The organism is Pseudomonas yamanorum (assembly GCF_013386765.1).
Lineage (GTDB): Bacteria > Pseudomonadota > Gammaproteobacteria > Pseudomonadales > Pseudomonadaceae > Aquipseudomonas > Aquipseudomonas yamanorum_A.
In genome coordinates this window covers 221,515-245,241 of the sequence record NZ_JACARE010000010.1, presented here as the reverse complement: position 1 = coordinate 245,241, position 23,727 = coordinate 221,515, and the positions used below count along the sequence as shown (strand labels likewise).

At 62.0% G+C, this 23,727-nt stretch carries 25 protein-coding genes; 17 read left to right on the top strand and 8 right to left on the bottom strand.

Translation table 11 applies throughout. The features are described 5' to 3' along the window. Positions 1-47: 47 nt before the first annotated feature. Both HX875_RS07145 and HX875_RS07140 read left to right on the top strand, forming a co-directional pair. Positions 48-2,198 (top strand): phosphocholine-specific phospholipase C, encoded by a 2,151-nt coding sequence (locus tag HX875_RS07145; protein WP_177042626.1) that lies wholly within the window; start codon positions 48-50, stop codon positions 2,196-2,198. 123 nt (positions 2,199-2,321) lie between these two features. Continuing rightward, positions 2,322-2,609: a hypothetical protein gene (locus HX875_RS07140; protein ID WP_177042625.1), complete on the top strand. Its 288-nt coding sequence runs from the start codon at positions 2,322-2,324 to the stop codon at positions 2,607-2,609. A gap of 21 nt (positions 2,610-2,630) precedes the next feature. On the opposite strand, the gene HX875_RS07135 is transcribed toward HX875_RS07140, so the two are convergent. Next, positions 2,631-4,346, bottom strand: a complete 1,716-nt coding sequence (locus HX875_RS07135) for an amidase (RefSeq protein ID WP_177042624.1) — start codon at positions 4,344-4,346, stop codon at positions 2,631-2,633. A 151-nt stretch (positions 4,347-4,497) separates the two neighbouring features. Here HX875_RS07135 and HX875_RS07130 point away from each other — a divergent pair, with 151 nt between their 5' ends. Together HX875_RS07130 and HX875_RS07125 are read left to right on the top strand one after the other, a co-directional pair. After that, on the top strand, positions 4,498-4,803 hold the full coding sequence (locus HX875_RS07130) for a putative quinol monooxygenase (RefSeq protein WP_177042623.1): 306 nt from the start codon (positions 4,498-4,500) through the stop codon (positions 4,801-4,803). An 86-nt stretch (positions 4,804-4,889) separates the two neighbouring features. Then, on the top strand, positions 4,890-5,144 hold the full coding sequence (locus HX875_RS07125; RefSeq protein WP_177042622.1) for a hypothetical protein: 255 nt from the start codon (positions 4,890-4,892) through the stop codon (positions 5,142-5,144). Positions 5,145-5,158: 14 nt separating this feature from the next. On the opposite strand, the gene HX875_RS07120 is transcribed toward HX875_RS07125, so the two are convergent. Beyond that, positions 5,159-5,959 (bottom strand): SDR family NAD(P)-dependent oxidoreductase, encoded by an 801-nt coding sequence (locus tag HX875_RS07120; RefSeq protein WP_177042621.1) that lies wholly within the window; start codon positions 5,957-5,959, stop codon positions 5,159-5,161. A gap of 120 nt (positions 5,960-6,079) precedes the next feature. Between HX875_RS07120 and HX875_RS07115 the strand changes: the two genes are divergently transcribed. Continuing rightward, on the top strand, positions 6,080-6,604 hold the full coding sequence (locus HX875_RS07115; protein ID WP_177042620.1) for a MarR family winged helix-turn-helix transcriptional regulator: 525 nt from the start codon (positions 6,080-6,082) through the stop codon (positions 6,602-6,604). 74 nt (positions 6,605-6,678) lie between these two features. Beyond that, positions 6,679-8,007 carry an LLM class flavin-dependent oxidoreductase gene (locus HX875_RS07110; RefSeq protein WP_177042619.1) on the top strand — a complete coding sequence of 443 codons (1,329 nt, stop codon included), beginning with the start codon at positions 6,679-6,681 and terminating at the stop codon, positions 8,005-8,007. Between the two features lie 262 nt (positions 8,008-8,269). On the opposite strand, the gene HX875_RS33075 is transcribed toward HX875_RS07110, so the two are convergent. Genes HX875_RS33075 through HX875_RS07095 form a run of 3 tightly spaced genes read right to left on the bottom strand, consistent with a single transcriptional unit; the run spans position 8,270 to position 9,653 of the window. After that, on the bottom strand, positions 8,270-8,791 hold the full coding sequence (locus tag HX875_RS33075; protein WP_177042723.1) for a hypothetical protein: 522 nt from the start codon (positions 8,789-8,791) through the stop codon (positions 8,270-8,272). 60 nt (positions 8,792-8,851) lie between these two features. Then, positions 8,852-9,490, bottom strand: a complete 639-nt coding sequence (locus HX875_RS07100) for a helix-turn-helix domain-containing protein (RefSeq protein WP_256348054.1) — start codon at positions 9,488-9,490, stop codon at positions 8,852-8,854. A 4-nt stretch (positions 9,491-9,494) separates the two neighbouring features. Next, a complete protein-coding gene (locus HX875_RS07095; RefSeq protein ID WP_167410161.1) occupies positions 9,495-9,653 on the bottom strand; it encodes a hypothetical protein in 159 nt (52 codons plus the stop codon). Between the two features lie 216 nt (positions 9,654-9,869). Between HX875_RS07095 and HX875_RS07090 the strand changes: the two genes are divergently transcribed. The 5 genes from HX875_RS07090 to HX875_RS07070 all read left to right on the top strand — a co-directional run bounded on the left by HX875_RS07090 (position 9,870) and on the right by HX875_RS07070 (position 17,577). Next, positions 9,870-12,017, top strand: coding sequence for a TonB-dependent receptor family protein (locus HX875_RS07090; protein WP_177042618.1), 2,148 nt, complete (start codon positions 9,870-9,872; stop codon positions 12,015-12,017). Between the two features lie 415 nt (positions 12,018-12,432). Next, positions 12,433-13,278, top strand: a complete 846-nt coding sequence (locus HX875_RS07085; protein WP_177042617.1) for a DNA/RNA non-specific endonuclease — start codon at positions 12,433-12,435, stop codon at positions 13,276-13,278. A gap of 234 nt (positions 13,279-13,512) precedes the next feature. Beyond that, the gene (locus HX875_RS07080; protein ID WP_177042616.1) at positions 13,513-14,058 is read left to right on the top strand and encodes a sigma-70 family RNA polymerase sigma factor; all 546 of its coding nucleotides are present in this window, start codon (positions 13,513-13,515) and stop codon (positions 14,056-14,058) included. Then, positions 14,055-14,999: a FecR family protein gene (locus tag HX875_RS07075; protein WP_177042615.1), complete on the top strand. Its 945-nt coding sequence runs from the start codon at positions 14,055-14,057 to the stop codon at positions 14,997-14,999. Before HX875_RS07080 ends, HX875_RS07075 begins: the two co-directional genes overlap by 4 nt. Before the next feature lie 88 nt (positions 15,000-15,087). After that, positions 15,088-17,577, top strand: a complete 2,490-nt coding sequence (locus tag HX875_RS07070) for a TonB-dependent siderophore receptor (RefSeq protein WP_177042614.1) — start codon at positions 15,088-15,090, stop codon at positions 17,575-17,577. A gap of 69 nt (positions 17,578-17,646) precedes the next feature. Here the strand turns inward: HX875_RS07070 and pdxR are convergent, their stop codons facing one another. Next, a complete protein-coding gene (gene pdxR, locus HX875_RS07065) occupies positions 17,647-19,059 on the bottom strand; it encodes a MocR-like pyridoxine biosynthesis transcription factor PdxR (RefSeq protein ID WP_177042613.1) in 1,413 nt (470 codons plus the stop codon). A 17-nt stretch (positions 19,060-19,076) separates the two neighbouring features. Then, positions 19,077-19,679 carry an FMN-dependent NADH-azoreductase gene (locus tag HX875_RS07060; protein WP_177042612.1) on the bottom strand — a complete coding sequence of 201 codons (603 nt, stop codon included), beginning with the start codon at positions 19,677-19,679 and terminating at the stop codon, positions 19,077-19,079. A 195-nt stretch (positions 19,680-19,874) separates the two neighbouring features. Between HX875_RS07060 and HX875_RS07055 the strand changes: the two genes are divergently transcribed. The 3 genes from HX875_RS07055 to HX875_RS07045 all read left to right on the top strand — a co-directional run bounded on the left by HX875_RS07055 (position 19,875) and on the right by HX875_RS07045 (position 21,126). After that, positions 19,875-20,321: a carboxymuconolactone decarboxylase family protein gene (locus HX875_RS07055; RefSeq protein ID WP_177042611.1), complete on the top strand. Its 447-nt coding sequence runs from the start codon at positions 19,875-19,877 to the stop codon at positions 20,319-20,321. A gap of 71 nt (positions 20,322-20,392) precedes the next feature. After that, a complete protein-coding gene (locus HX875_RS07050; RefSeq protein ID WP_177042610.1) occupies positions 20,393-20,713 on the top strand; it encodes a DMT family transporter in 321 nt (106 codons plus the stop codon). A gap of 83 nt (positions 20,714-20,796) precedes the next feature. Beyond that, positions 20,797-21,126, top strand: a complete 330-nt coding sequence (locus tag HX875_RS07045) for a hypothetical protein (protein WP_177042609.1) — start codon at positions 20,797-20,799, stop codon at positions 21,124-21,126. 3 nt (positions 21,127-21,129) lie between these two features. On the opposite strand, the gene HX875_RS32730 is transcribed toward HX875_RS07045, so the two are convergent. Next, on the bottom strand, positions 21,130-21,345 hold the full coding sequence (locus tag HX875_RS32730) for a DUF4262 domain-containing protein (RefSeq protein ID WP_256348053.1): 216 nt from the start codon (positions 21,343-21,345) through the stop codon (positions 21,130-21,132). Here HX875_RS32730 and HX875_RS07035 point away from each other — a divergent pair. The 3 genes from HX875_RS07035 to HX875_RS07025 all read left to right on the top strand — a co-directional run bounded on the left by HX875_RS07035 (position 21,344) and on the right by HX875_RS07025 (position 23,350). Then, a complete protein-coding gene (locus HX875_RS07035; RefSeq protein WP_177042608.1) occupies positions 21,344-22,039 on the top strand; it encodes a fumarylacetoacetate hydrolase family protein in 696 nt (231 codons plus the stop codon). The two genes, HX875_RS32730 and HX875_RS07035, sit on opposite strands and share 2 nt — an antisense overlap. A 35-nt stretch (positions 22,040-22,074) precedes the next feature. After that, complete coding sequence (locus tag HX875_RS07030) at positions 22,075-22,974, top strand: helix-turn-helix transcriptional regulator (protein WP_177042607.1); 900 nt, start codon at positions 22,075-22,077, stop codon at positions 22,972-22,974. 115 nt (positions 22,975-23,089) lie between these two features. Further along, positions 23,090-23,350, top strand: a complete 261-nt coding sequence (locus HX875_RS07025) for a hypothetical protein (RefSeq protein WP_177042606.1) — start codon at positions 23,090-23,092, stop codon at positions 23,348-23,350. Positions 23,351-23,727 lie beyond the last annotated feature (377 nt).

The following is a 23,727-nucleotide window of genomic DNA, read 5'->3' as shown; positions in this document are numbered from 1 at the left end:
TTTTGTCCTGAGCCTCGCTCCAGAACTTCAAGGGATTGAATCGTCTTATGCCGACTCTTACACGCAGGACCCTGTTGCAAGCCGCCGCCATCGGATCCGCCTACACCCTGTTGCCCGACTCCATTCGCCAGGCCCTGGCGATCCCTGCCAACAACCGCACCGGCACGATCATGGACGTCGAGCATGTGGTGATCCTGATGCAGGAAAACCGCTCATTCGATCACTACTTCGGCACCTTGCCCGGCGTGCGCGGGTTCAGTGACCGCTTCACCATTCCACTGCCGGGCGGGCACCGGGTGTGGGAGCAGCAGGGCGTCGGGCGGCGGATTTTGCCCTATCACCTGGACAGTTCCCGTGGCAACGCGCAGCGGGTCAGCGGCACGCCTCATTCCTGGGTGGACGAGCACGCCGCCTGGGGCAGTGGCCGGATGAATGCCTGGCCGACGTTCAAGACGCCCACCTCGATGGGCTACTACCGCGAGCAGGAAGTGCCGTTCCAGTTCGCCCTGGCCAACACCTTTACCCTGTGCGATGCCTACCATTGTTCGGTGCACGCCGGCACCAACCCCAACCGGCTGTTCCACTGGACCGGCACCAACGGCCCGACCGGTGCGAACGTGGCGGCGGTGGTCAACGAGTGGGACGGCCCCGGCGCGGTGAGCGAGGGCTACACCTGGAAAACCTATCCCGAACGCCTGGAAGAAGCGGGCGTGAGCTGGAAGGTTTACCAGTACTTGCCGGATAACTTTGGCGACAATCCTCTGGCCGGGTTTCGTCAATTTCGTGCGGCCAGCGTCGCGGCCGGCAACCCCGCGGTGCCACCGAAAGACTTCAAGGACTTCGTGCCCTACAGCGATCAACTGAATGCCCGCGTGCCGCTGTATAAAGGCAATGGCAACACACTCCCGGCCGTCAGCGGCAGCGACCTGGAAGCGATCATCCAGGGCTTTCGCAAGGACGTGAACGACGGTCGCCTGCCCCAGGTCAGTTGGCTGGTGGCCCCGGCCGATTACTCCGAACACCCCGGGCCTTCCAGCCCGGTGCAGGGCGGCTGGTTCACCCAGGAAATCCTCAAGGCGTTGACTGCCAACCCGGATGTGTGGAGCAAGACGGTGCTGCTGGTCAACTACGATGAAAACGACGGTTTCTTCGACCATGTGCCGTCGCCATCGGCCCCGTCCAAGCGCCTGGACGGCAGCTTCGCCGGCAAGTCCACGGTGAAGTTCGACAGCGAGATCTTTACCCATCCGGCGCCACCCGGTTCAAGCCAGCAACCCGCGCCCGACGGCGGCGTGTACGGGCCCGGCCCACGGGTGCCGATGCTGGTGCTATCGCCGTGGAGCCGTGGCGGCTGGGTCAACTCCCAGGCGTTTGATCACACCTCGGTGCTGCAATTCCTGGAGAAGCGCTTCCACGTGCGCGAGCCCAATATCAGCGCCTGGCGCCGGGCCGTGTGCGGCGACCTCACGTCGGCCTTCAACTTCGTCAACCCCAACACCGAAACCCTGCCGCCGCTGCACACCATCAGCCGCCAGGCCGCTGACACCTTGCGCCAACGCCAGGAACAACTGCCCCAGGTCGCCGTGCCAACGGTGGGCCAGCAACAGGCACCGTTCCAGGCGCGCATGGCGCGACCCTCCCGGGCGCTGCCGTACCAGTTGAACGTCGAGGCTTCGGTTGACCGTCGCGCCAGTTCCGTGAGCCTGGACTTCTTCAACAATGGCGAACAAGGCGTGGTGTTCCACGTCTACGACCGCTTGCACCTGGACGACATCCCGCGCCGCTACACCGTGGAGGCCGGCAAGCACCTCAGCGACACCTGGCAAGTCGCTGGGGCCTACAAGCTCTGGCTGTTGGGGCCGAATGGCTTTCACCGTGCATTCAAGGGGAATCTGCTGCGGCGTGAGCCCGAGTTATCCCTGGCCTATCACGGCGATACGTTGCTGCTGACCCTGGTCAATCCTGGCAAACGCACGGCGTCGGTGACCATCGAGCGCTGCCCGTACACCAGGCAAGGGCCCTGGCTGCTGGAGATTGCCGGCGGCAGCACCGTGCAGCGCACGTTCTCGTGCCAGCCCAATGGGGGGTGGTATGACTTCAAGTTGCGTGATGAGCACGGTTGGGTGCGGCGGGTGGCGGGGCGGATTGAAACCGGGGCGCACAGCATCAGCGATCCGTTGATGGGGAAGCGTGGGTAGTGGGTGATTTCGTAATCCCTTTCCTTGTTTCTCGTAGGAACAGGGCTTTCTCCCCATGCAGCGCTTGAAACAAAACCCCTGTCGGCAATAGCCTCGCTTTTTTCCTGACACTGAGGCCCGGCATTGGGTAAGCGAAAAACGGTTTGGCCCACGGAGCGGGAAGTTCGACTGCGCTTTATCCTGCTGGCAATCATTGAAACCGCCTGTGATCGAGGCGTTCCCATCGAGCGGCTGTTGCTTTCGTACATCCTGCTGCGCAATACGCCGACCCCAGAGCAGTTGTGGGCGGCAATCAGTGACACGTTGCTTCTCGACCAGATGCGCGGCTTTCGATTTGAGCCCGGGTCGGAAGCCGATCAGTTGATGCGCAAACTCGGTGATGAAGCCGTAACGAAAAGGATTGGAACCTGAACGGTTCCAATCCCTTTTTGTTTATGGCTTGCCCGCAACCAGCTTCGGCGTGCGCGGCGGTACCAGGCGCTTGCTCCCCGTCGACTCATACGCCGACGCCAATCGCAGCAGCGCCGAATCGTCATACGCCCGGCCGGCAAAGGTCAGGCCCACCGGCATGCCGATATCCGCCATGACGCCCATCGGCACCGTCACCGTCGGCACCCCCAGGTGACGGATGGCGAGGTTGCCGTTGGCCACCCATACACCGTTGCTCCAGGCGATATCCGCCGACGCCGGGTTTACGTCCGCATCGGCCGGGCCCACGTCGGCGACGGTGGGGAAGATCACCGCGTCCAGCCCCAGCTTATCCATCCAGTCTTCAAGGTCGATGCGCCGTGTCTGCTCCAGGCCGCGCAGGCCGTCGGGCACGCTGCTGATCTTGTCCCACGGGGTGATGCCGCGCTCGGCCATGCGCACGTACTCGTCCATGCCGGCGGCCAGGTCGTCTTCGCGGTTGGGCAGGGTGCCGGGGTCGTGGGGGAAGATCTTCGGGCCGTCGACATCGGCCAGGCGGTTCAACGCAGGGTCGTTGTTGGCCCGCAGGAAATCATCGAACGCCCAGGCCGAGAGTTCCCACAATTCATCGTGGAGGAATTCCTTGGACACCAGGCCGCGGGTAAACACTGTCGGTGCGCCCGGGCGGTCGCCTTCGCAATTGGAGACCAGCGGGAAATCCACCTCGAGCACTTCTGCGCCTGCGGCCTCAAGTGCTTTGCGCGCCGCTTCCCAGAGGTCAATCACCGACGCGCGGGTTTTGATTTGCTGGCCGGTGGGGCCGCCGATGCCTGGGGCGTCGCTGGTGCCTGCCTCGGGGTCGGCGTTGATGTACATGCGCGGCACGCCGAAGCGTTTGCCGGCAAGTGCATCGCCGGTGGCGGCCAGGGCGCCATAGGATTCGGGGCGTACCGAGGCCACGCTTGGAATCGGTACCCAGGGTTGCATCCGCCACAGGTCGCCGCGGGTGTCTGGGTCTTCTTCCACCACCACGTCGAGCACTTCAAGCAGGTCGGCCATGGTGCGGGCGTAGGGCACCACCACGTCCATTGTCGGGGTCAGCGGCCAGTTGCCGCGCACCGAGATCACGCCACGGGACGGGGTGTAGGCACACAAGCCGTTGTTGGAGGCCGGGCCGCGCCCGCTGGACCAGGTTTCTTCCGCCAGGCCGAACGCCGCGAAGCTGGCCGCAGTGGCCGTGCCGGCGCCGTTCGAGGAGCCCGAGGCGAACGGTGCGGTGAGGTAGTCGGCGTTGTACGGGCTCTCGGCCCGGCCATATACACCGCGCTGCATGCCGCCGTTGGCCATGGGCGGCATGTTGGTCTTGCCCAGGCAAATGGCGCCGGTTGCACGCAGCCGCTCGATGGTGAACGCGTCGCGGTAGGCGGTCAGGTTGGCGAATGCCGGGCTGCCGGAAGCGGCGGTGAGGCCCTTGACCAGGTAGCTGTCCTTGGCCGTGTAGGGAATACCGTCGAGCGGCCCCAGGGTTTTGCCATTGGCCCGGCGAGCGTCGCAGGCTCGGGCTTCCTCAAGCGCTTGCGGGTTGCGCACCACCACCGCGTTGAGGGCTGTGGCGGTATTGGGGGCATCAAAGGCGTCGATCCTGGCGAGGTAGGCTTCTACCAGCTCAACCGCCGTGGTCTGGCCGGACTCAAGCGCAGCGCGCAACTGGGCAATGGAAACTTCGGTTACTTCGATCACGTGGTTATCGCCGGGGGCAGAAAAGGGGAGGGCTTGAGTGCTGACTCAATCCGTTCAGTGAAACTAGCTTACTGATAGATTTTTCGTAGCGCCAGCGCATGGCATCCCTTACTGTGGTTCCTCTTTTTCCTTATCGATAACGGTGCTGTTTATGTCCGATGAAGTGCGGCTTGTCGTCATCATCAATACCCAGCCTGGGCGGGGTGCGGACCAGTTGGCCGCGTTTGCCAGGCTCGCTCCGCTGGTGCGGGCTGAAGCGGGTTGCATCCAGTACGACCTGCATCCGGTGGAAGGCAACAGCGACAGTTTTGTGTTGATCGAGACGTGGGCTTCAAAGGCGGCGCTCAAGGATCACCACGCAGCGCCTCACATGCTCGAAGCCGCGAAGCACAACCCGACATTTCGTGCCGGCCCCTCCAACGTTCTGGTGCTGGAACCCGCCGTCCAGACGCCCTGACTTCAACCCGGTGGCTCAAGGGGTTATCATTGCCCCTTCATTTTTTGCTGCCCGGAAAGATTTCGATGTTGTTTACAAGGACTGTCATGTCGAGCGCACTGCTCGCCGTTCTGGCCACCCAGGCTTACGCGTCCAACCTGGACCTGACCTACGAGGCTCCCATCCTCAGCGCTGTACCCCTCACGCCGCAGGCTGAGCCCAAGCCGCGTTTCCCGGTCAAAAGCGTTGCGCCGGTGACCTTGGAAAACAGCTGCACCGGCCGCGAGTGCACCTACGAAGGCGACATCAGCCTGCCCCGTGAGGAGCAGACTGTGCGGCGCATTTCCATCGGTATTCAATAAGACCTGCTGGCGCCTCAGACAATCCCATACCGGGGCGCCGGCTTGCCCGTCTGCGTGGCTGCAAACAATGCGCCGCGCGCGGCGTCATAAGTGTCCCACAGCGAGCCATCGGCCACCGACGGCCAGGTGATCGTCTCGCCCTGATCAAGTCCGGCCAATGCCGCGTCCACCAGATTCTCGGTGGTCATGACCGACTCTTTTTGCAGCGCGGAAAGCGGAATGCCCGACTCGTCCCAAATTTCGGTAGCGGTGGACGCCGGCAGCACGATCTGCACTTTCACTCCGGTTTCTGCCAGCTCCGATTGCAAGCCACGGCTGAACGCCAGGACATAGCTCTTGGTGCCGCTGTACACCGAACTGACCGGCAGCGAATGCACGCCCAACACCGACGCCACGTTGATGATCACGCCTTCATTACGCACCAGCATGCCGGGCAGCGCCGCGTGGGTCAGGCGGGTGAGGGCGGTGATGTTCAGGGCGATCTGGGTGGTGGAGTCCTCGACGGAGGATTGAGCCAGCGGGTGCAGGCGGGCCAGGCCGGCGTTGTTCACCAGCACCTGGATCGCCGGATTGCTGGCCAGCAGGCTTTCTACGCGGGCCAGGTCAGCAGGGTTCACCAGGTCGGCGCCAAGGGTCTGGACCTGACGCCCGTGGGTTTGCGTGATCTTCGCGGCGAGGGCTTTCAGCCGGTCTTCGCGACGGGCCACCAGGATCAGATCGTAGCCGCGAGCCGCCAATCGGTCGGCATACACCGCACCAATACCGGATGACGCGCCAGTGATAAGGGCAATTTTTGTGGAAGCGAGGGTCGACATGAACGGCTCCAAAAGATGAGTACTCAACCAATATTGTTGAGGGCTCAAGTTATAAGCTCGGCATTTGTCCTTGTCAATGGTTTAGCACTCAATCATTCTAGCGGCATGGAGGAACTGAAAATGCCAACCGAGAAGATCAATACCGATAAAGCACGCGCCGAACTTTTGGATTTGCTGGGTGACGTGGCGTGCACCAACAACGCATTGCGCCGTGCCGCCAGGCGGCTGGGGCAGCTGTATGACGAAGCGCTGGCGCCGATTGGCCTGAAGGCCACGCAGGTCGGCTTGCTGGGTGAAATCACCCGGCTGTCGGCGGTGGATGAGCAGGGCGGGCCGACGTTGCAGGAGCTGGCCGGACGCCTGGCGATCCTGATGTCAGCGCTGACCCATGCCATGAAGCCGCTGGTGCGCGACGGGATTGTCGAGCTGCGCCCGGACGCCTTGGACAAGCGCACCAAACGCTGTGTGCTCACGCCCAAGGGCGAAGCGCTGTTCAGCGAGGCGCTGGTGTACTGGGCCTCAGCCAATAATCGGGTGGAGGAGGTGCTGGGGCATGATTCGGCGGCGCAGCTGCGGGGCATGGCGGATCATGTCGCCTCCGAAGCATTTCTGGCGGACTACAACAGTCGCTCTGTCCAGGCATAAGCCAGATCCTTTCGTTATTAGACAGACGCCGTTCGCGCATCCGATGCTGAGCCCCTCTCGATCAGGGGTTTTCCATGAGCACTCCACGCCAACTGAAACTGGGCGCGTTCATGCGCCCGGTCAGCATCCACACCGGCGCCTGGCGCTATCCCGGCGCTTACCGCGACGCCAACTTCAACTTCGCGCACCTCAAGCAGTTCGCCCAGACCCTGGAGACGGCGCGTTTCGATGCCTTCTTTATGGCCGACCACCTGGCCCTGCTCAACATGCCCATCGACGCGTTGAAGCGCAGCCACACGGCCACCTCATTTGAGCCGTTCACCTTGCTGTCGGCCCTGAGCCAGGCCACCGAGTACATCGGCCTGGTCGCCACCGCGTCGACCACTTACGACGAGCCATTCCACATCGCCCGTCGTTTCGCGTCCCTGGATCACTTGAGCAATGGTCGCGCCGGCTGGAACATCGTCACCACCGCCAACCCGGATGCCGCGCAGAATTTCGGCCTGGAACAGGCCTACGCCCACGACGAGCGCTACGCCCGTGCACGTGAGTTCTACGATGTGGTCACCGGCCTCTGGGACAGTTGGGCCGATGACGCCTTCAACCGCGATGCCGACAGCGGCGTGTACTTCGACCCCGACAAACTGCACACCCTCAACCATCAAGGCCGCTACCTCAACGTGCGCGGCCCGCTGCACATTGCCCGGCCGGTGCAGGGCTGGCCGGTGATCGTGCAGGCCGGGGCCTCGGAGCCCGGGCGGCAACTGGCGGCAGAAACCGCCGAGGTGATTTTTGTCGCGCCGGGTACGCTGGAGGAGGGGCGTAAGTTTTATGCGGATATCAAGCGCCGGATGCTGGCGGTGGGTCGGCATCCCGACCACCTGAAGATTCTGCCCGGGGCCTTTGTGGTGGTCGGCGATACACAGGAAGAAGCCCGCCGGATTCGTGCGCACCTCGACAGCCTGGTGCATTACGAAAGTGCAATCGCCTCGCTGTCGATAGCGCTGGGCACCGACGCAACCAAGTTTGATCCCGACCAGTACCTGCCACCCATTCCCGAAACCAACGCCAGCCAAAGCTCTCGGGAGCGGGTGCTGGCGCTGGCCGATCGCGAGCAACTGACGGTGCGCCAACTGGCCCAGCGCCTTGGTGGTTATGCCGGCTTGTCGTTTGTCGGCACGGCCCACAGCATTGCCGACCAGATGCAGCAATGGCTGGAAGAAGAGGGCAGCGATGGCTTCAACATCATGTTCCCGTGGCTGCCGGGCGGGCTCGATGATTTTGTCGCCAAGGTGGTGCCCGAGTTGCAGGGGCGCGGGATCTTCCGGCGGGAGTACGAAGGCTCTACCCTGCGGGAAAACCTCGGATTGCCGCGTCCGGCGAACCGCTTCTTCGCCGGATGACCGTGTATTTTCACGGTGGTTAGATCGTTTATTTCCTTCTGATTGGAGGCCATTCCCCAATCGCATATCCATCGCGCCGGTTTCGAACCAGTAACGGAGTCAGCCGGCGCGATCACTTCAAACCCTCTGTTATCACGGAATTATCGGCTGCCTCGCTCCGATAAATCCCCATGCAGCGTCTATTCTTGCTGCTGGGCCAGCGCCTTGCGCCGTTGTGCGGCATCTCTAGAATCGGCCCCAGAACTTACTCATTTCCTGTCGATTACGGAGTTTCGAACATGATGAACGCCATGCAGATGCCAATGAACAACGCGATGCCAATGATGCCGATGATGGGCATGCCGATGATGATGGCCACCATGACCTGCAAGATGACCGACGAGGCCATGATGTGCACCATGAAGCCGGCCGCGGGCATGGACATGGCGATGTTCAAGAACAACGCCGAAATGATGGCGATGATGATGAACTGCGGCATGCCGATGATGATGCAGTGCGCCAACATGTCGATGATGTGCATGTCGCAAGACGGCATGGCGATGATGAACAGCATGTCCTCCATGAACATGCCGATGATGATGCCGATGGGCATGCCCATGCCGATGATGAAGTGCGTCATGGAATGCAAGATGGAAGCGGACTGCATGACCTGCAAGATGATGCCGATGCCAGGCATGAGCATGGACATGATGAACAACTGCTGCATGCTGATGATGAAGATGATGAACGACTGCGCCATGCCGATGATGATGAGCTGCAACGGCATGCCGATGATGTGCTGCACCTGCTGATTCGGTTGGCGTGAAATCAAAAAGCCCCGGCAAGTGCCGGGGCTTTTTGCGTTTCAGTCCAGGCGTTCCGGGTAGGTGATCACCAGGAACGCCACGGCCTCGCTGTCTGCGGGGTTGCGGTAGCGGTGGGGCTGGTCGGCGTAGAACAGGATCGAGTCACCGGTGGAAAGCAGGTAGCGTTCTTCGTTGACGCTGACTTCCAGCACGCCCTGGGCCACCACCAGGTTCTCCTGGATGCCCGGCCCGTGACCTTCTGAAACTTCTTCGCCGAGCGCCTTCAGGCGTATCTCGTAGAACTCCGACTGGCGCGCCATATCGTAGGGAAACAGCGCGCGGCTGATGAAGGTGCCGTCGGCACTCACCAGGCGTTTGCTCTGTTGCGCCGGCAGCAGTTCAACCCCTTCGAACGCGCGATTTTCCAGAAAGGCCGCCACCGAGACTTTCAGGCCTTTGGCGATTTTGCACAGCACTTTGATCGACGGCACGCTGCGCCCGGATTCAATCTGCGCGAGCATCGCGCGGCTTACACCGCAGTTGCGCGCCAGTGCATCCAGCGACAGGTAGCGTTTACTGCGCAGGCGTTGCAGGTTGTGGGCGACGCACTGGCCGATGGCGTCGTCGTCGCCGTTGTTGCAATCCTTGGGTTTGGCGGGGAGGTCGGGCACTTCGGGAATCGCATGCAGGAAATTCATCGCCTCACGCCCGGCGGGTATCGCTGGAGGTGGTGACGTGCGCGGTAAACACCGCGACCCCGGCCCGTGCCGCGTACATCGCCCACATCAGTTCAGCCGCTGCGCGTGCCTGGCGGCGTTTGCGGTGGAGGGTGAAGTCGATGACGGTGGCGGATGTTTGCATGACGTAAATCTCTGGGGACTCAATGGCCCTACAGTAATCCGTGGCGCTTATTTCCATAAATACTGAGTTTGCATTTGGTAATTCGATTTTGGACTTAACGCCGATTGACGGCTGTTCGTTCATCAAGGGTGACCCGCCGGGCTTCACAGGCTTCCCACCACAGACCTTGTGCCGGACCGAGCCCGTCGCAAAAACGAATTCCAAGGATTTACCCCCATGCCCCCCGCGTTTCCGTTCCCCGCCCGAAAAGCCTGGCCCTTGCTGGGCTTTGGCGCCGCCCTGAGCTTCAGCCCCGTGACCCAGGCCGACGACACGCTGCAACTGGCCCCCGTTGAAGTCAGCGGCACCGAGGTCAGCGCCGACGAACTGGCCCAGGCCGAGCTCAAGAGCGTGCCCGGCGCCACCAATTACATCGACATGGGCAGCGTCGATCAGGGCCGGGTAAGCACCAACGAAGACGTGTTCAAGTACCAGGCCGGCGTATACGCCAAGGCGGCGAACAACGAAGGGGTGAAGCTTTCCATTCGTGGCTCGGGCATCAACCGCGGCCCGGGCGCTCACGCCTCCGGCCTGTACGAGACCTTCGACGGCCTGCCGCTGACCGGCCCCGGCGGCACGCCCTACGAACTCAAGGACCCGTTGTGGCTCAGCCGGGTGGAAGTGCTGCGCGGCGCCAACGGTTTTGACCGGGGCGCACTGGCCCTGGGTGGGGCGGTCAACTACGTCACCCACACCGGTTACGACGCTCCCAAATTGCAGGTGCGCTACGAGGCCGGCAGCCATGGCTACGCCCAGCGGGAGATCAGCTCGGGGCAAGTGCTGGGGGATGCCGACTACTACATCAGCCTCACCGACTCGCACTACGACGGCTTCCAGAACCACAGCGCCGGCAGCGGCAAAGGCATGGCGGCCAACTTCGGCTATCGCTTCAACCCTGACCTGGAAACCCGCTTCTACTTCCGCTACCGCGAAACCGACAACGACTCCCCCGGCAAGCTGACCCGCGACCAGATCAGCCACGACCCGCGTGCCGCTGCCGCGCTCAACCTGAAGCGAGACTCGAAACGCACGCAACCGGGCTCGACCTGGATCGCCAACAAAACCACCTTGCACCTGGACGACAACGCCCGGGTCGAGGTCGGGCTGGCGTATCACGACTACCCGATGGACCTGCGCGAAGGCACCAACCGCCTCAAGGTCGCGTACACCGACGTCAGCGGCACCGTGAATTACATCCGCCAGGACACCGTGTTCGGGCGCGACAGCAAGACCACCCTCGGTTTGCGTACCACCCAGGCCATGCCGAATAACGGTGGCTCGGAATTCGTGCGGATTCCCGCTGGTGCTACGAAGGACTACGCGCCCGGCACCAAGACCCGCGACTACAGCTACCTGGGTTCCGACACCGTGCTGCATATCGGCAATGACCTGGAGCTGGTGCCGGACCTTTGGCTGACCACCGGGCTGGCGGCGATCTACACCCGCCGCGAAACCGAAGTCAGCTACCCAGAAACCCACACACCGGTCAGCCAGCACGATTGGGATTACGCGCCACGGGTGGGCCTGCGTTATGACGTCAGCCCGCAATTGCAGGTGTACGGCAACCTGAGTCGCTCGGTTGAGCCGCCTCATGCATGGTCGATGATCTGGGGCTCCAACAAGTATTTCCCGGCAAACAGTGGCCCGGAGAGCGGGTTACAGCGTGAAGGCGTGAAACTGAAAAACCAGACCGCCACCACCCTGGAAGTCGGTGGCCGCGGTGAAGCGTGGTTCGGCCAGTGGGACCTGGCGCTGTACCGTTCTGAGGTGCGCCACGAATTGCTCAGCGTCGAAACCCAGGCCGCGACGTCCACCACGTCCGCAGTCATTGCCGAATCCAACGCCAGCCCCACCGTGCACCAAGGCCTGGAACTGAGCCTGATCAGCCCGCTGTGGGACGGCGGCCGCACCGGCCAGCTTGCCTTGCGCCAGGCCTATACCTACAGCGACTTCCACTACCGCAACGACGACCGCTTCGGCGACAACACCTTGCCCGGCATCCCCAAGCACTACTACCAGGCGCAACTGCGCTACAGCCACCCGAGTGGTTTCTACACCAGCCTCAACGGCGAGCATTCGTCGCGGGTGGCGGTGGACTATGCCAATTCCTACTACGCGGCGGCCTACACGCTGCTCGGGGCGACAGTCGGGTATGACGCGCCGAAGCACGACTGGCAAGCCTGGGTCGACCTGCGCAACCTGACCAATCGGCGTTACGCGAATACGGTCACGCCGGGTTATGACGACAAGGGGATGGATGTGGCGCGGTCCACGCCGGGGGATGGCATGGGCGTGTACACCGGGGTTTCCTGGAGCTGGCGCTAGTAAGCCGAGCGAAGGTCAAATGTAGGAGCTGGCTTGCCTGCGATAGCATCACCTCGGTGTCACTGAAACACCGAGTCGCCTGCATCGCGGGCAAGCCCGGCTCCCACATTGGATCGGGTTTTACGGCCTGATTTTTTTGCTTTTAGCGCTGGTTTTTTTGTAACAATTGCGTGTATAAGATAAAGCCTGCTCAACTGAAAGATCATTGTTCATGAGCAGTTAGTTGCTGGCGCCATCGGCGCGGGTAGTTAAGCGGGTACGCACATGGAATGTCGCCGTACGCGCAAGCACAGTTATCCAGTCATCGACTTTATAGGCTGTCCTTTTATTCAGGGTGGCTTACGTAATGTTGGGATCAATTGCGCCCGTTTTATCGCTTTAAACTTAATTAATCTGTTGTAAATGGAGTATTACCATGCAAAGGAAAGCACTGTTCAAATACGTCGCGTTGTTGTGGGTGCCGCTGATGGCGGGCTGTATCAGCACCCAGCCTTCACAGGTGCCGGAGCGCGCCATCCAGGCACCGGTGGAGCAGGCCACCACGGTCGATAACTGCTCCGAGGGTTGCCCTTCCGGCGGTGGGCCGCTGACGTTGAATCGCCTGGCCTACACCCTCAATAACAACGCCTCGACCAAGTTTGCCAACTGGGTGGCCTACCGGATTACCAAGTCCACACCGGCCAGCGGGCGCCCGCGCAATTGGCAGACCGACCCCGACATCCCGGCGGGCGAAACCCTTGACCCGGTTGACTATAACGGTGCCAACGTGGCGCTGAAGGTCGACCGCGGGCACCAGGCCAACCTCGCGTCGATGGCCGGCGTGGCCGATTGGCAGGCCCTCAATTACCTGTCCAATATCACCCCGCAAAAGTCCGATCTGAACCAGGGGCCGTGGGCACACCTGGAGGATCAGGAGCGCAAACTGAGCCAGGACGCGACGGTGGATGAGGTGTATGTGATGACCGGCCCGCTGTATGAGAAATTCATCGGTACTTTGCCGGGCACGAATAAGGTCCACACGATCCCCAGCGGTTACTGGAAGATTGTTTCCGTGGGCAAGTCGCCGCAAGACGGACTTTACGCTTCCTTCATCATGAATCAGGAAGCACCCAAAGGCGCCAACTTCTGTGATTACCGCGCAACGGTGGAACAGATTGAACAACGTTCCGGGCTGACATTCTGGAGTGAGTTGCCGCAAGCCGTGCAAGTGGCACTTAAGTCAAAGCAAGGGCAATTGCCGCAGAGGATTGGTTGCAAGTAATCACCTTGCTGTAGAAGTTGGTCGTTAATTATCCTCTTCATTAAGTTGGCAGGCACGGGAGTGCCTGTTGACTCATGGTTGTTTTAACTAAGTGAATAATATTAAAGAGCGTACCGCATATCTCTCGTTCTGCTGACCGGACATCACTCATGATGGCCTGGACTTGCTCCTCCCTCGTTTTACTGTCATCGTTCGCGCAATTGGTAATCTTTCTTGTTTGAGAAATTTTTGCGCATGCATGACTTTCCTGTCGCTGAAGGTGATATAGCCCGTCGCCAGCAGACCATCACCGCCCTCTACAGCGACCATCATTCCTGGTTGCACGGTTGGCTGCGCAAGAAACTCGGCTGTTCGCAACACGCCGCCGACCTGGCTCACGACGCGTTTATCCGCATCCTGTTGCTGGCCGAACCTCATACCATCAAGGAGCCCCGGGCCTTTCTGGCGACGACGGCGGGGCGCCTGATGATTGATGGCGCACGTCGACGGCGGATCGAGAAAGCCTACATGGAAGCCCTGGCGATTCAGAGCGAAGACGCCGGCATGCCTGACCCTGCGGCAATTCATGTGGCCCTCCAGGCCCTGGAGCGGATTGCCGAGATGCTCACCGGCTTGCCCGCCAAGGCCCGCGAAGCGTTCCTGCTCAGCCGCCTCGACGGGCTGACCTACAGCGAAATCGCCGATCAACTGCAGGTGTCATCCAGCACGGTGAAGAACTACATTTCCAGCGCGTTGGTGCACTGCTATCACACCCTGCACGGGGCGGACCCGCTGTCGTGAGTTCCGAGCAGATCATCAGTGAAGCCGCCCGCTGGCTGACGTTGTTGCACGATGACGCCGTGACCGAGGCCGACCGCGCCGCCTTCGAGCGTTGGCGCCAGGCCGACCCACGGCATGCCGTCGCCATCGAGCGCATGCGCAGCCTGTGGGGCAGCCTCGACGCATTGCCCGCCGCCCCGGCTCGCATCGCCCTGAACCGCGCGTTTGCCCCGCAAAAACCACGGTTTGCTGCCCGAGGCACCCAGGCCCTCGCGCTACTGGGTGTGTTGCTGTGCGGCTGGGCAGGCTTTGAGCGGATGCCGGTGTGGATGGCCGACCAGCGCACCAGCATCGGTGAACGCCGTCAGGTGGCACTGACGGACGGCAGCCAGGTACAGCTCAACAGCAACTCGGCGCTGGACGTGAAGTTCGACGGCCATCAACGGGTGATCGAACTGTTGCAGGGCGAGATGTGGGTCGAGGTGGCCAGGGACACGCAACGGCCGTTCGTGGTGCACACCGACCAGGGCACGGCCACGGCGCTGGGCACGCGGTTCCTGGTGCGCAAGGCCGAGGATGGCTCCACCGTGGTCAGCGTGATCGAGTCCACCGTGGCCGTCAAAGGCAGCCGCGCAGGCGAGGTGAAAGTGCCGGCAGGGCAGAAGTCCACGCTCCGTGACGGGCAGGCCGGCGAGCCGCAAGCCATCGGCAATGCCGACCCGGATGCCTGGACCCGCGGCCTGCTCAAGGTCGACGACCAACCCCTGAGTGACGTCCTGCAAACCCTCGCCGGTTACCGCCACGGCCTGGTGCGCTTCGACCCGCAGGCACTGAAAGGGATGCGCGTGTCGGGGGTGTTCAAGCTCGATGACACCGGCGCGGCACTGGCTTCACTGGCGGATAACCTGCCGATCAAGGTGGAGTACTTCACGGATTTGGTGGTGGTGATCAAGCCGCTGTAAAAAACCTGAATAAAAACTGCTCTCATTCATACCCGATTTTCCGACATGGCCGTCATGACTAATAGAACCCCATTTTCCAGGACTTCTCATGTCGCGCCTTGCTCGTCCCTTACAGCCACTGGCCCTTTCAGTGGCGATGGCTTTTGCCGCCGCACCCCTGCTGACCATTCAAGCGTCCTTTGCTGCTGAAAGCGCCGCGTTCGCCATTCCCGCCGGCGACCTGAGCCAGGCCCTCAACAGCCTCGCCGAACAGGCGGGCCTGGTATTGGCGTTTGATTCGAGCCTGACGCGCGGCAAGCGCAGCAACGGCCTGAACGGGCAGTACAGCACCGACGCCGCACTGGCCCAACTGTTGGCCGGCAGCGGCCTGCAAGCCCTGAAGATCGCCGATGACCGCTACCGCCTCGAAGCCATCCCGCCCAGCGATGGCGCCATGGAATTGCAGGCCACCACCATCAGCGGCGCGTACCAGGCGCAAAGCCCCACCGGCCCGGTGTCCGGCTACGTGGCCACCCGCAGCCTGTCGGGGACCAAGACCGACACTGCGCTGATCGAGACCCCGCAGTCGATCTCCGTGGTCACCAAAGACCAGATGCGCGCGCAGAACGCCGAGAGCCTCAACCAGATCCTGCGCTACAGCGCCGCCGTGATCCCGGAAACCCGTGGCTCCACCGCCTCGCGCCTCGATCAGTTGACCATCCGTGGCTTCGCCCCGGCCACCTACCTCGACGGCCTGCGCATGCCGTCGAGCCGGGATGCGTTGCCGCAGAAAGACGCCTTCGACCTGGAGCGCGTCGAAGTGCTGCGCGGGCCGGCGTCGGTGCTGTACGGGCAGGGCACGCCCAGTGGTGTGATCAACATGGTCAGCAAGCGTCCGCTGGACACGCCGTTCCATGAAGTCGGCGTCGAGTACGGCACCTTCAACAAGAAACGCACCACCTTTGACTTGAGCGGCCCGCTGGACGATCAAGGCGTATATTCCTACCGCGTCGCCGGCCTGTTCGACGATGCCGACGGGCAGATCGACCACACCGAAACCCGTCGCCAGTCCCTGTCCACCGCCTTCACCTGGCGCCCGGACGACAACACGTCGCTGACCTTGCTCGGGCATTTCCAGAAGGACCCCAAGGGCGCGTCCTACGGTTCGATGCCGGCCTGGGGCTCGGTATTGCACAGCCCGACCGGGCGCAAGATCGACGTGGATTTCTACGACGGCGAGAAAAGCTTCGAGAAGAGTGACCGCGAGTATTACTCCATCGGCTACGCCTTCGAGCACCACTTCAACGATGTCTGGACCGTGCGCCAGAACGCCCGCTACCTGCGCAGCGAAGGGCAATACCGCAGCCTCTACAGCAACTACCTGGAGAGCGATTACCGCACCATCCGACGCTCTACCATTGCCAGTGACGTGAACATCGACGCCTACGCCCTCGACAACCAGTTGCAGGCCAGATTCGACACCGGCCCGCTGCAGCACACCGTGCTGATGGGCGCCGATTACCAGAACACCAGCACCGACACCAAGTCGGGCAGCGGCGTGTACACCGCAGGCCCTACGCTGAATATTTTCGACCCGGTTTATGGCGCCGCAGTGCCGGTGCCGGCCTACACCAGCGACGCTACTTCCCGCAGCGAGCAAACCGGCGTGTACCTGCAGGAACAGATGAAGTGGGACAAATGGGTGTTGTTGATGGGCGGGCGCTATGACTGGGCCACCACCGACAACAGCACCCTGGCCATGACTACCCAGAAGAAGACCAAGTCTTCCCAGGACAGCAAAGCCTTTACCGGCCGCCTGGGCCTGGTCTACCTGTTCGATAACGGCTTGGCGCCTTACGTCAGCTATTCGGAATCCTTCCAGCCGCAATCCGGCACGGGCTACGGCGGTTCGACGTTCCAGCCCACCGAAGGCAAACAGACGGAAATCGGCATCAAGTACCAGCCGCCGGGCAGCAACAGCTTTATCACCGCGGCCATCTTCGACCTGCGCCAGACCAATGTGCCGACGCTGGACCCGGACGCTTCCCACCTGTGCAACGGCTCGCGCTGCCAGATCCAGGACGGCGAAGTGCAGTCCCGTGGCTTCGAACTGGAAGGCAAGGCCAGCCTGAACGACAACCTGGACATCACTGCAGCCTACGCCTACCTGGATAACCGCATCAGCAAGTCCAACAACACCGTGCGTTATGCGCCCATCAGCGACATCGGCGTGGGCCCGGCGATCGCGGCCGAAGGCACCACCACCTATGCCGTACCGCGCCATACCGCCTCAGCCTGGGCGGACTACACCCTGCACGACGGCACGCTGAAAGGCTTCGGCGTGGGGGCCGGTGCGCGTTATGTCGGCTCATCGTGGGGCGATACCGCCAACACCCTGAAAGTGCCGGGCTACACCTTGTTTGATGCGGCGGTGCACTACGACATTCCGCACATCAATCGCCAGGGTGACAACCTGCGCCTTGCGGTGAACGCCACCAACCTTGCGAATAAAGAGTATGTCGCGTCCTGCTATTCCTACTCGTGGTGCTGGTATGGCTCACAGCGCACCGTGCAGGCGAGTGCCACGTATCAGTGGTAAATAAAAAAGGCCTTGGCGAAAGGATTCGGGAGCAGCAGCGCCAAGGCCAAAAACCAGAGCGTTCGCCGATCAGGCCATGAGTGCATTCAGGATGCGTTTTCCCAGGGCTTCGGCGACCGCCTCGGATTCGATATTGGCAAAGCCCAGCAACAGCCCGGGGCCGGTCTGGCCTTGAATATTCCAGTCGCTCAGGGCCTCTGCATAAATGCCCGCCTGCGCCAGGCGCTCTACGCACAGGCGGTCTGACTGTTGCGCGTTCAGGCGCAGGATCAAGTGCATTCCGCCCGGTTGGGCATCAATCGAAATCTGCTCGCCCAGGGCTTTGCGCAGGCCCCTGGCCGTGGCCTCCCGACGCTCACCGTAGAGTTTGCGCATACGCTGGATATGCCGCGCAAAATGCCCTTCGGCCATGAACGTCGCGACGATCGCCTGGGTCAGCTCCGGGCAACCGCCGAGGAAGGTCTGGCTGACGTGTTCGAAGCGTTCCACCTGCGCGTCGGGCACCACCAGATAGGCGAGGCGGATCCCCGGAAACAGCACCTTGCTGAACGTCCCGGCGTAGAGCACCCGGCCGTCGCGGTCCAGGCTCTTGAGGGCCGGCAGCGGGCGGCTCACGTAGCGGTATTCGCCGTCGTAGTCGTCTTCGATGATCCACGCCTGCTGGCGGCTGGCCCAATCCAGCAGTTCCAGGCGCCTGGGCAACGACAGCGAGACACACAGCGGGCTTTGATGGGCCGGCGTGACCACCACCGCGCGGGCGCCTTTGCCCTGTTGCACGGCCTGGGATACCTGCATGCCGTCCTGGTCCACCGGCACCGGTATAGCCTTGATATTCAGGTAATCCAGCAATGGCCGGGTGAACAGGTAGCCCGGGTCTTCCACCAGCACTCGGTCGCCCGGTTCCAGCAATGCGTGGGCGATCAGGCCGAGCGTATTGCGATAGCCCGAGGTGACGAAGACTTGCGCAGGCGAGCAGTGGATGCCCCGCGCCATCTGCAAGTAGCTGGCAATCGCCGTGCGCAGGGAGTTCAGGCCGTAGACGCACGGGTTGGCCATGTCTGCGACCTGGGTGGCACGCACGCAACGGGCAGCGATTTTCGACCAGATCTTGCGCGGGAACGCATCCAGTGCCGGCAGGCCCATTTGAAACGGCAGCACGGCGGCTTTTTGCCTCACGGCATTGTGGTCGCTGATGGCGGTGGGACGCTCCGGCAGGCTGGCCTTGATCCCTTCAGCCACCACGGTGCCGGCCTGGCCACGGGCCTGGATATAACCTTCGGCTGCCAGCAGCGAATAGGCGGTGTCGATGGTGCCTCGGGCCAGCCCCAGCTCCTTGGCCAGGGCCCGGGCCGCGGGTATGCGTTCGCCCGGCTTGAGCAGCCCGTCGGCAATTGCGCTGCGGAACCGCCAGTACAGTTGCCGATAGATCGGCTCCGAAGCGCCGGCGTCCAGCGGTGAAAGGGCTTTGATCGAGGTGCTCATCCGGCGGCGGGTCCTGTTCAGGTGGCGAAGTAGTCGTGCAGCGCCTGGTCGGTCTGGAGGCGGGTCTGGGCCAGGCTTTCGGGGCGTGAAGCGGTGCCTTCGACGGTGAAGAAGGTCACGTCATGCAGGCCGATCATGCCCAGGATGGTTTTCAGGTATGGCGTCAGGAAATCCGGCTGGTGCGCACGCTCCCCGGAAAATCGCCCGCCCGAGGCCACGGCCACGAACACTGGCCGGTCCTGCAACAAGCCGATCTTGCCCTGGGCCGAGATATCGAAGGTGCGGCGCACCCGCGCAATATGATCGAGCCACAGCTTGAGGGCCGCAGGCACCGAATAGTTATGCATGGGGGTGGCGATCACCACGATATCCGCCAGTTCCACTTCCCGGACCAGGCGTTCGGACTGGGCCATCGAACCCTCTTGCGAGACGTCCACCAGCGACTGCTGGGACGTTGCGTAAGGCTCGTCCACCGGCGCCAGGGCATTTCCAGCGATCAGGCGCTGCACCACCTCGGCGGCCGGGTGCCGCTGGCGCAGGCATTCGATGATCTTGTGGGAGAGCGCGTTGCTTTCCGACGCTTGCCCGCGAGGGCTGGCGCTGACATGGAGGATATTCATGGTGCGGTGCTTCCTGAATGGATGGCCTTCAGTCTACGAACCCCATGACCCAGGCCAAAGAGCCAAGAATCAAGATTCAGAGTAGGCCATGGCGGCGCATTCATGGCCTATTGTTCAAGCCAGTTCATGGATCTTTTGGGGTAGGCCATGGCGCCGCAAGATGGCGGCTTCATCCAACTGCTACAGGATTTCACCATGACAACACGTCTCGACTACTCCAAGGCTTCCCCTGAAGGTTACAAAGCGTTCGGCGGGGTTTACGTCTACCTGCAGAACAGTGGCCTGTCCAAGGAACTGATCGACCTGGTCTACCTGCGGGTTTCCCAGGTCAACGGCTGCGCCTTTTGCATCGACATGCACTCGCGGGACCTGCTCAAGCAAGGCCTGGCCGTGGACAAGCTGGTGCTGGTGCCGGTCTGGCATGACGCTGGCGCGGTCTTCACCCAGCGTGAGCGCGTGGCGCTGGCGTTTGCGCAAGCCGTTACCGCCAGTGATGTTTCGGACGCGGATTACGCGGCGGCTGCCGCCGAGTTCAGCGACAAGGAACTGGCCGACCTCACCTACGGCATTGCACTGATGAACGCCTTCAACCGCCTGGGCATCACCTTCCGCACCACGCCGGCGGCGGCCGCCAAGGCTTAAGCCGCTTCGTTGTGGCGAGGCGGCCGGGCCCCTCGCCACATCCCCCACTGTATTTCCTGAGGGCTCACCCCATGGCATGGCTACTTCTCGGCTTGGCCGGCATCCTTGAAATCGCCTTCGCGTTCGCGATGAAGGCCTCGGATGGCTTCACCCGATTCACCCCCGGATTGCTCACCGTGGTGACCGGTGTTTCCAGCGTGATCCTGCTTTCGATGGCGCTGCGCACGCTGCCGGTGGGCAGCGCCTACGCGGTCTGGACCGGAATCGGCGCGGCCGGCACGGCGATCCTGGGCATGGCGTTGCTGGGGGATTCCACCGCGCCGTTGCGGGTGTTGTGCATTGTGCTGATCCTGGCAGGTGTGATCGGTCTCAAACTGGTGTCGGTAAATTAACCGAGAAGGCAATTTGCTGGCCCCTTTGTAACAAAATCCTCGCCAAAATCACTTTTATTTTCAGGTGGTTAGGCGGGATGCAAATGCGCAATGTTGGAATCATGCTGATCGCCTGTTCCCTGGCGGGTGGGGCGGTTTCGGTTCAGGCACGGGAGCTGCGGGACAACGACCGGTATATGTGCAGCTGGGGCGCGGGCACAGCGGCCCGGGCGCAGGAGTTGAAGCTGTCGGGCGTCTCGCTGTATGCCGCGCGCCAGAAACTGAAGACCTACCAGTTCAAGAAACCCTGGATGCACATGATGGCCATGGGCATCACCGAGCAGACCTACGACAGCCGTTCGCGGGTCAAGCCCGAGGTGATTCGCCAGAGTTTTTACCAGGACTGTTTGCGCTACAAGCTGGCGCGTAAATAACCCCTACTTATCCAGCAGCAACTGGAACCTGGAGAACGACTGATCGTAGGCGGGCTCCCATGGGAAGTGCCCTTGCTTGTCCGGCCAGACCATTTGCAGCGCGGGGAAGTCGGCCTTGATCGATGCACCGCCCAGTACAAAATCTGCGTAAGCCTGTCCAACTTCGCCCTGGAGCCAGTGCGCATACTGGCCCCAGGTAACCGAAGAGGCACATGCCATGACCCGCTACGTCATCACTCCCAACGAAATCCCGTCCCTCGCCATCCAGGGCGACGACGCTCGCTTCCCCCTGCGCCGGGTGTTCTGCGTCGGGCGCAACTACAGCGAGCACGCCCGCGAAATGGGCCACGACCCGGACCGCGAGCCGCCGTTCTTCTTCATGAAACCGGCCGATGCCGTGGTGCCTGCCGAAGGCGTGATCGCTTATCCGCCGCTGACCGCCGACCTGCACCATGAAGTCGAGTTGGTGGTAGCCATCGGCAAGGGCGGGGTGGACATCGCCCCGGAAGACGCCTTCGCGCATATCTGGGGTTACGGCCTGGGCATCGATCTGACCCGCCGCGACCTCCAGGCCCTGGCGAAAAAGGCTTCTCGTCCGTGGGAATGGGCCAAGGCTTTCGATGAGTCGGCACCCTGCACCGCGTTGCGGCCGGTGAGTGCCGTCGGCCATCCGGGCAGCGGGCGTATCTGGCTCAAGGTCAATGGCGAGCAGCGCCAAGTGGGCGATCTGGCGGACCAGATCTGGTCGGTCAGCGAGGTCATCAGCCATGCGTCCAGATCCGTGGCGCTGAAGGCCGGCGACCTGATCTTCACCGGCACCCCGGCGGGCGTCGGCGCCTTGCAACCGGGCGATGTGGTGACCGCCGGAATCGACGGCCTGGCGGAGCTGAGCTTCACCCTCGGCCAGGGTTGACGCTACAGTGGTGCCAGGCCCTTCGAGAAATACGTATGCCCGGCACCCGCATCACCACCTACGGCATGGAACAGCGCAGCGACCGCTCCGACTTCTACATCCGCGACAAGCGGGGCAGGGCGGCGCTGACCAGTCCCCATCGCCACGAATACTTCCAGATCCAGATCAACCTGGGCGGCGACACCGTGCAGCACATCGGCGGTGCGGTGCGCCCGTTCCCGAAGAAGGCCCTGGCCTTTATCCTGCCCCATCGCCTGCACGTGATTCCCCATCCCGAAGACGGCGACTTCATGCTGATCAATTTCAGCCAGGGGTTTTTCCTGCCGCAACTGACCTGCGACCCGCTGGACCTGGAAGACATACCCATTGGCCAGGCGCCGGAACTGTCGCCGTTCCGCTTCCAGGAACAACTGGACTTCATCCTTGAGGACGCGGCATTCGAGGAAGTCAAAACCTGGCTGGAACACATGCGCACCCTGGACGCCCACCGCAGCTTCGGCGCGCGGGAGCGGCTCAAGGGTTACCTGTTCCAGTTGATCGGGCTGGTGTGCCAGCAGTATGCCGAGCCGCTCCAGGCCTTTGCCGCCAACAACGCCACCCGCCGTGGCCGCAAGGATGCGCTGGCGCGGGTCCAGGGCTACATCCGTGAGCATCTGCACGAGCCGTCGCTGAACCTGACCGATGCCGCGGCGGCGGCCTTCCTGTCGCCCAACTACCTGACCCACTTGCTGCGCAAGGAAACCGGCAAGCCTTTCTCCCAACTGGTGCTCGACCGGCGCATGCAACTGGCGCGCACGCTGCTGCTCAACAGCCCGCAGATGATTGGTGCGATTGCGCACCGTTGCGGGTTTACCGACGAGGCCTATTTTTCCCGGTGTTTTCGCAAGGCCCACGGGCTGGCGCCGGGGCAGTTCAGGCGGCGTGAGCAGGACTGACGGTGTTTTACAAATCCAACACAACCCATGTGTTTCAATTTACATACAATTGAGCGTCTCGGTGAGAAGCTTGGCGATGATGTTCGCTATCAGAAACACAAGGTGCAATGAGTGTATGAGTGAGCTGGAACCCCCTCCATCCAACGCCTTCCGCTATTTTGTTGTCGGGGTTCTGTGTGTGGCGGTGATGCTGGGGGCCTATTTCGTGCAGCTCAATGCCCAGGTGGACCGGCAGCGGGAAGAAGCAGCGGAGCGCCTGGCGTTATGTCGCCAGGCAGCCAGCGTTTCGCGTACCACGCCTCAGGACGAATTGGTGCTGGTGGATCCGTGCAAACATTTGAGTGAGCATTACTTGAAGAAGCCCACGCACTTTTAATCAATACCCTTATTTTTATCGCGGAATTAAACAGCGCAAGTTTGTTTAACTTAGGGTTTGTTGCACCAAAAAGTGGCACTTTGAATAATCGGATCCATTAAAAAAGTGTGGTTATTGAAGGGCTTAGGCGCGGCTTGATCCGACGAAAGGCTTAAAAATATCTTGTTACAGATTGCTCCGGTCGGTATTATTGCCGGGCGTTCACCTCCCACGGTTTATGCATTTTTAAATCCCAAGTTTCCATCAGCTACTTGGGATTTTTTTTGCCTGGAATTTGGTGTTTTCCACGTCGATTCCCTTGCACGTCCTGTCGCTTCCACTGAGCATTCTCACTGCTGCCAGGTTGGTTTTCCGTCGTCCTGGTATATCCCACCCTA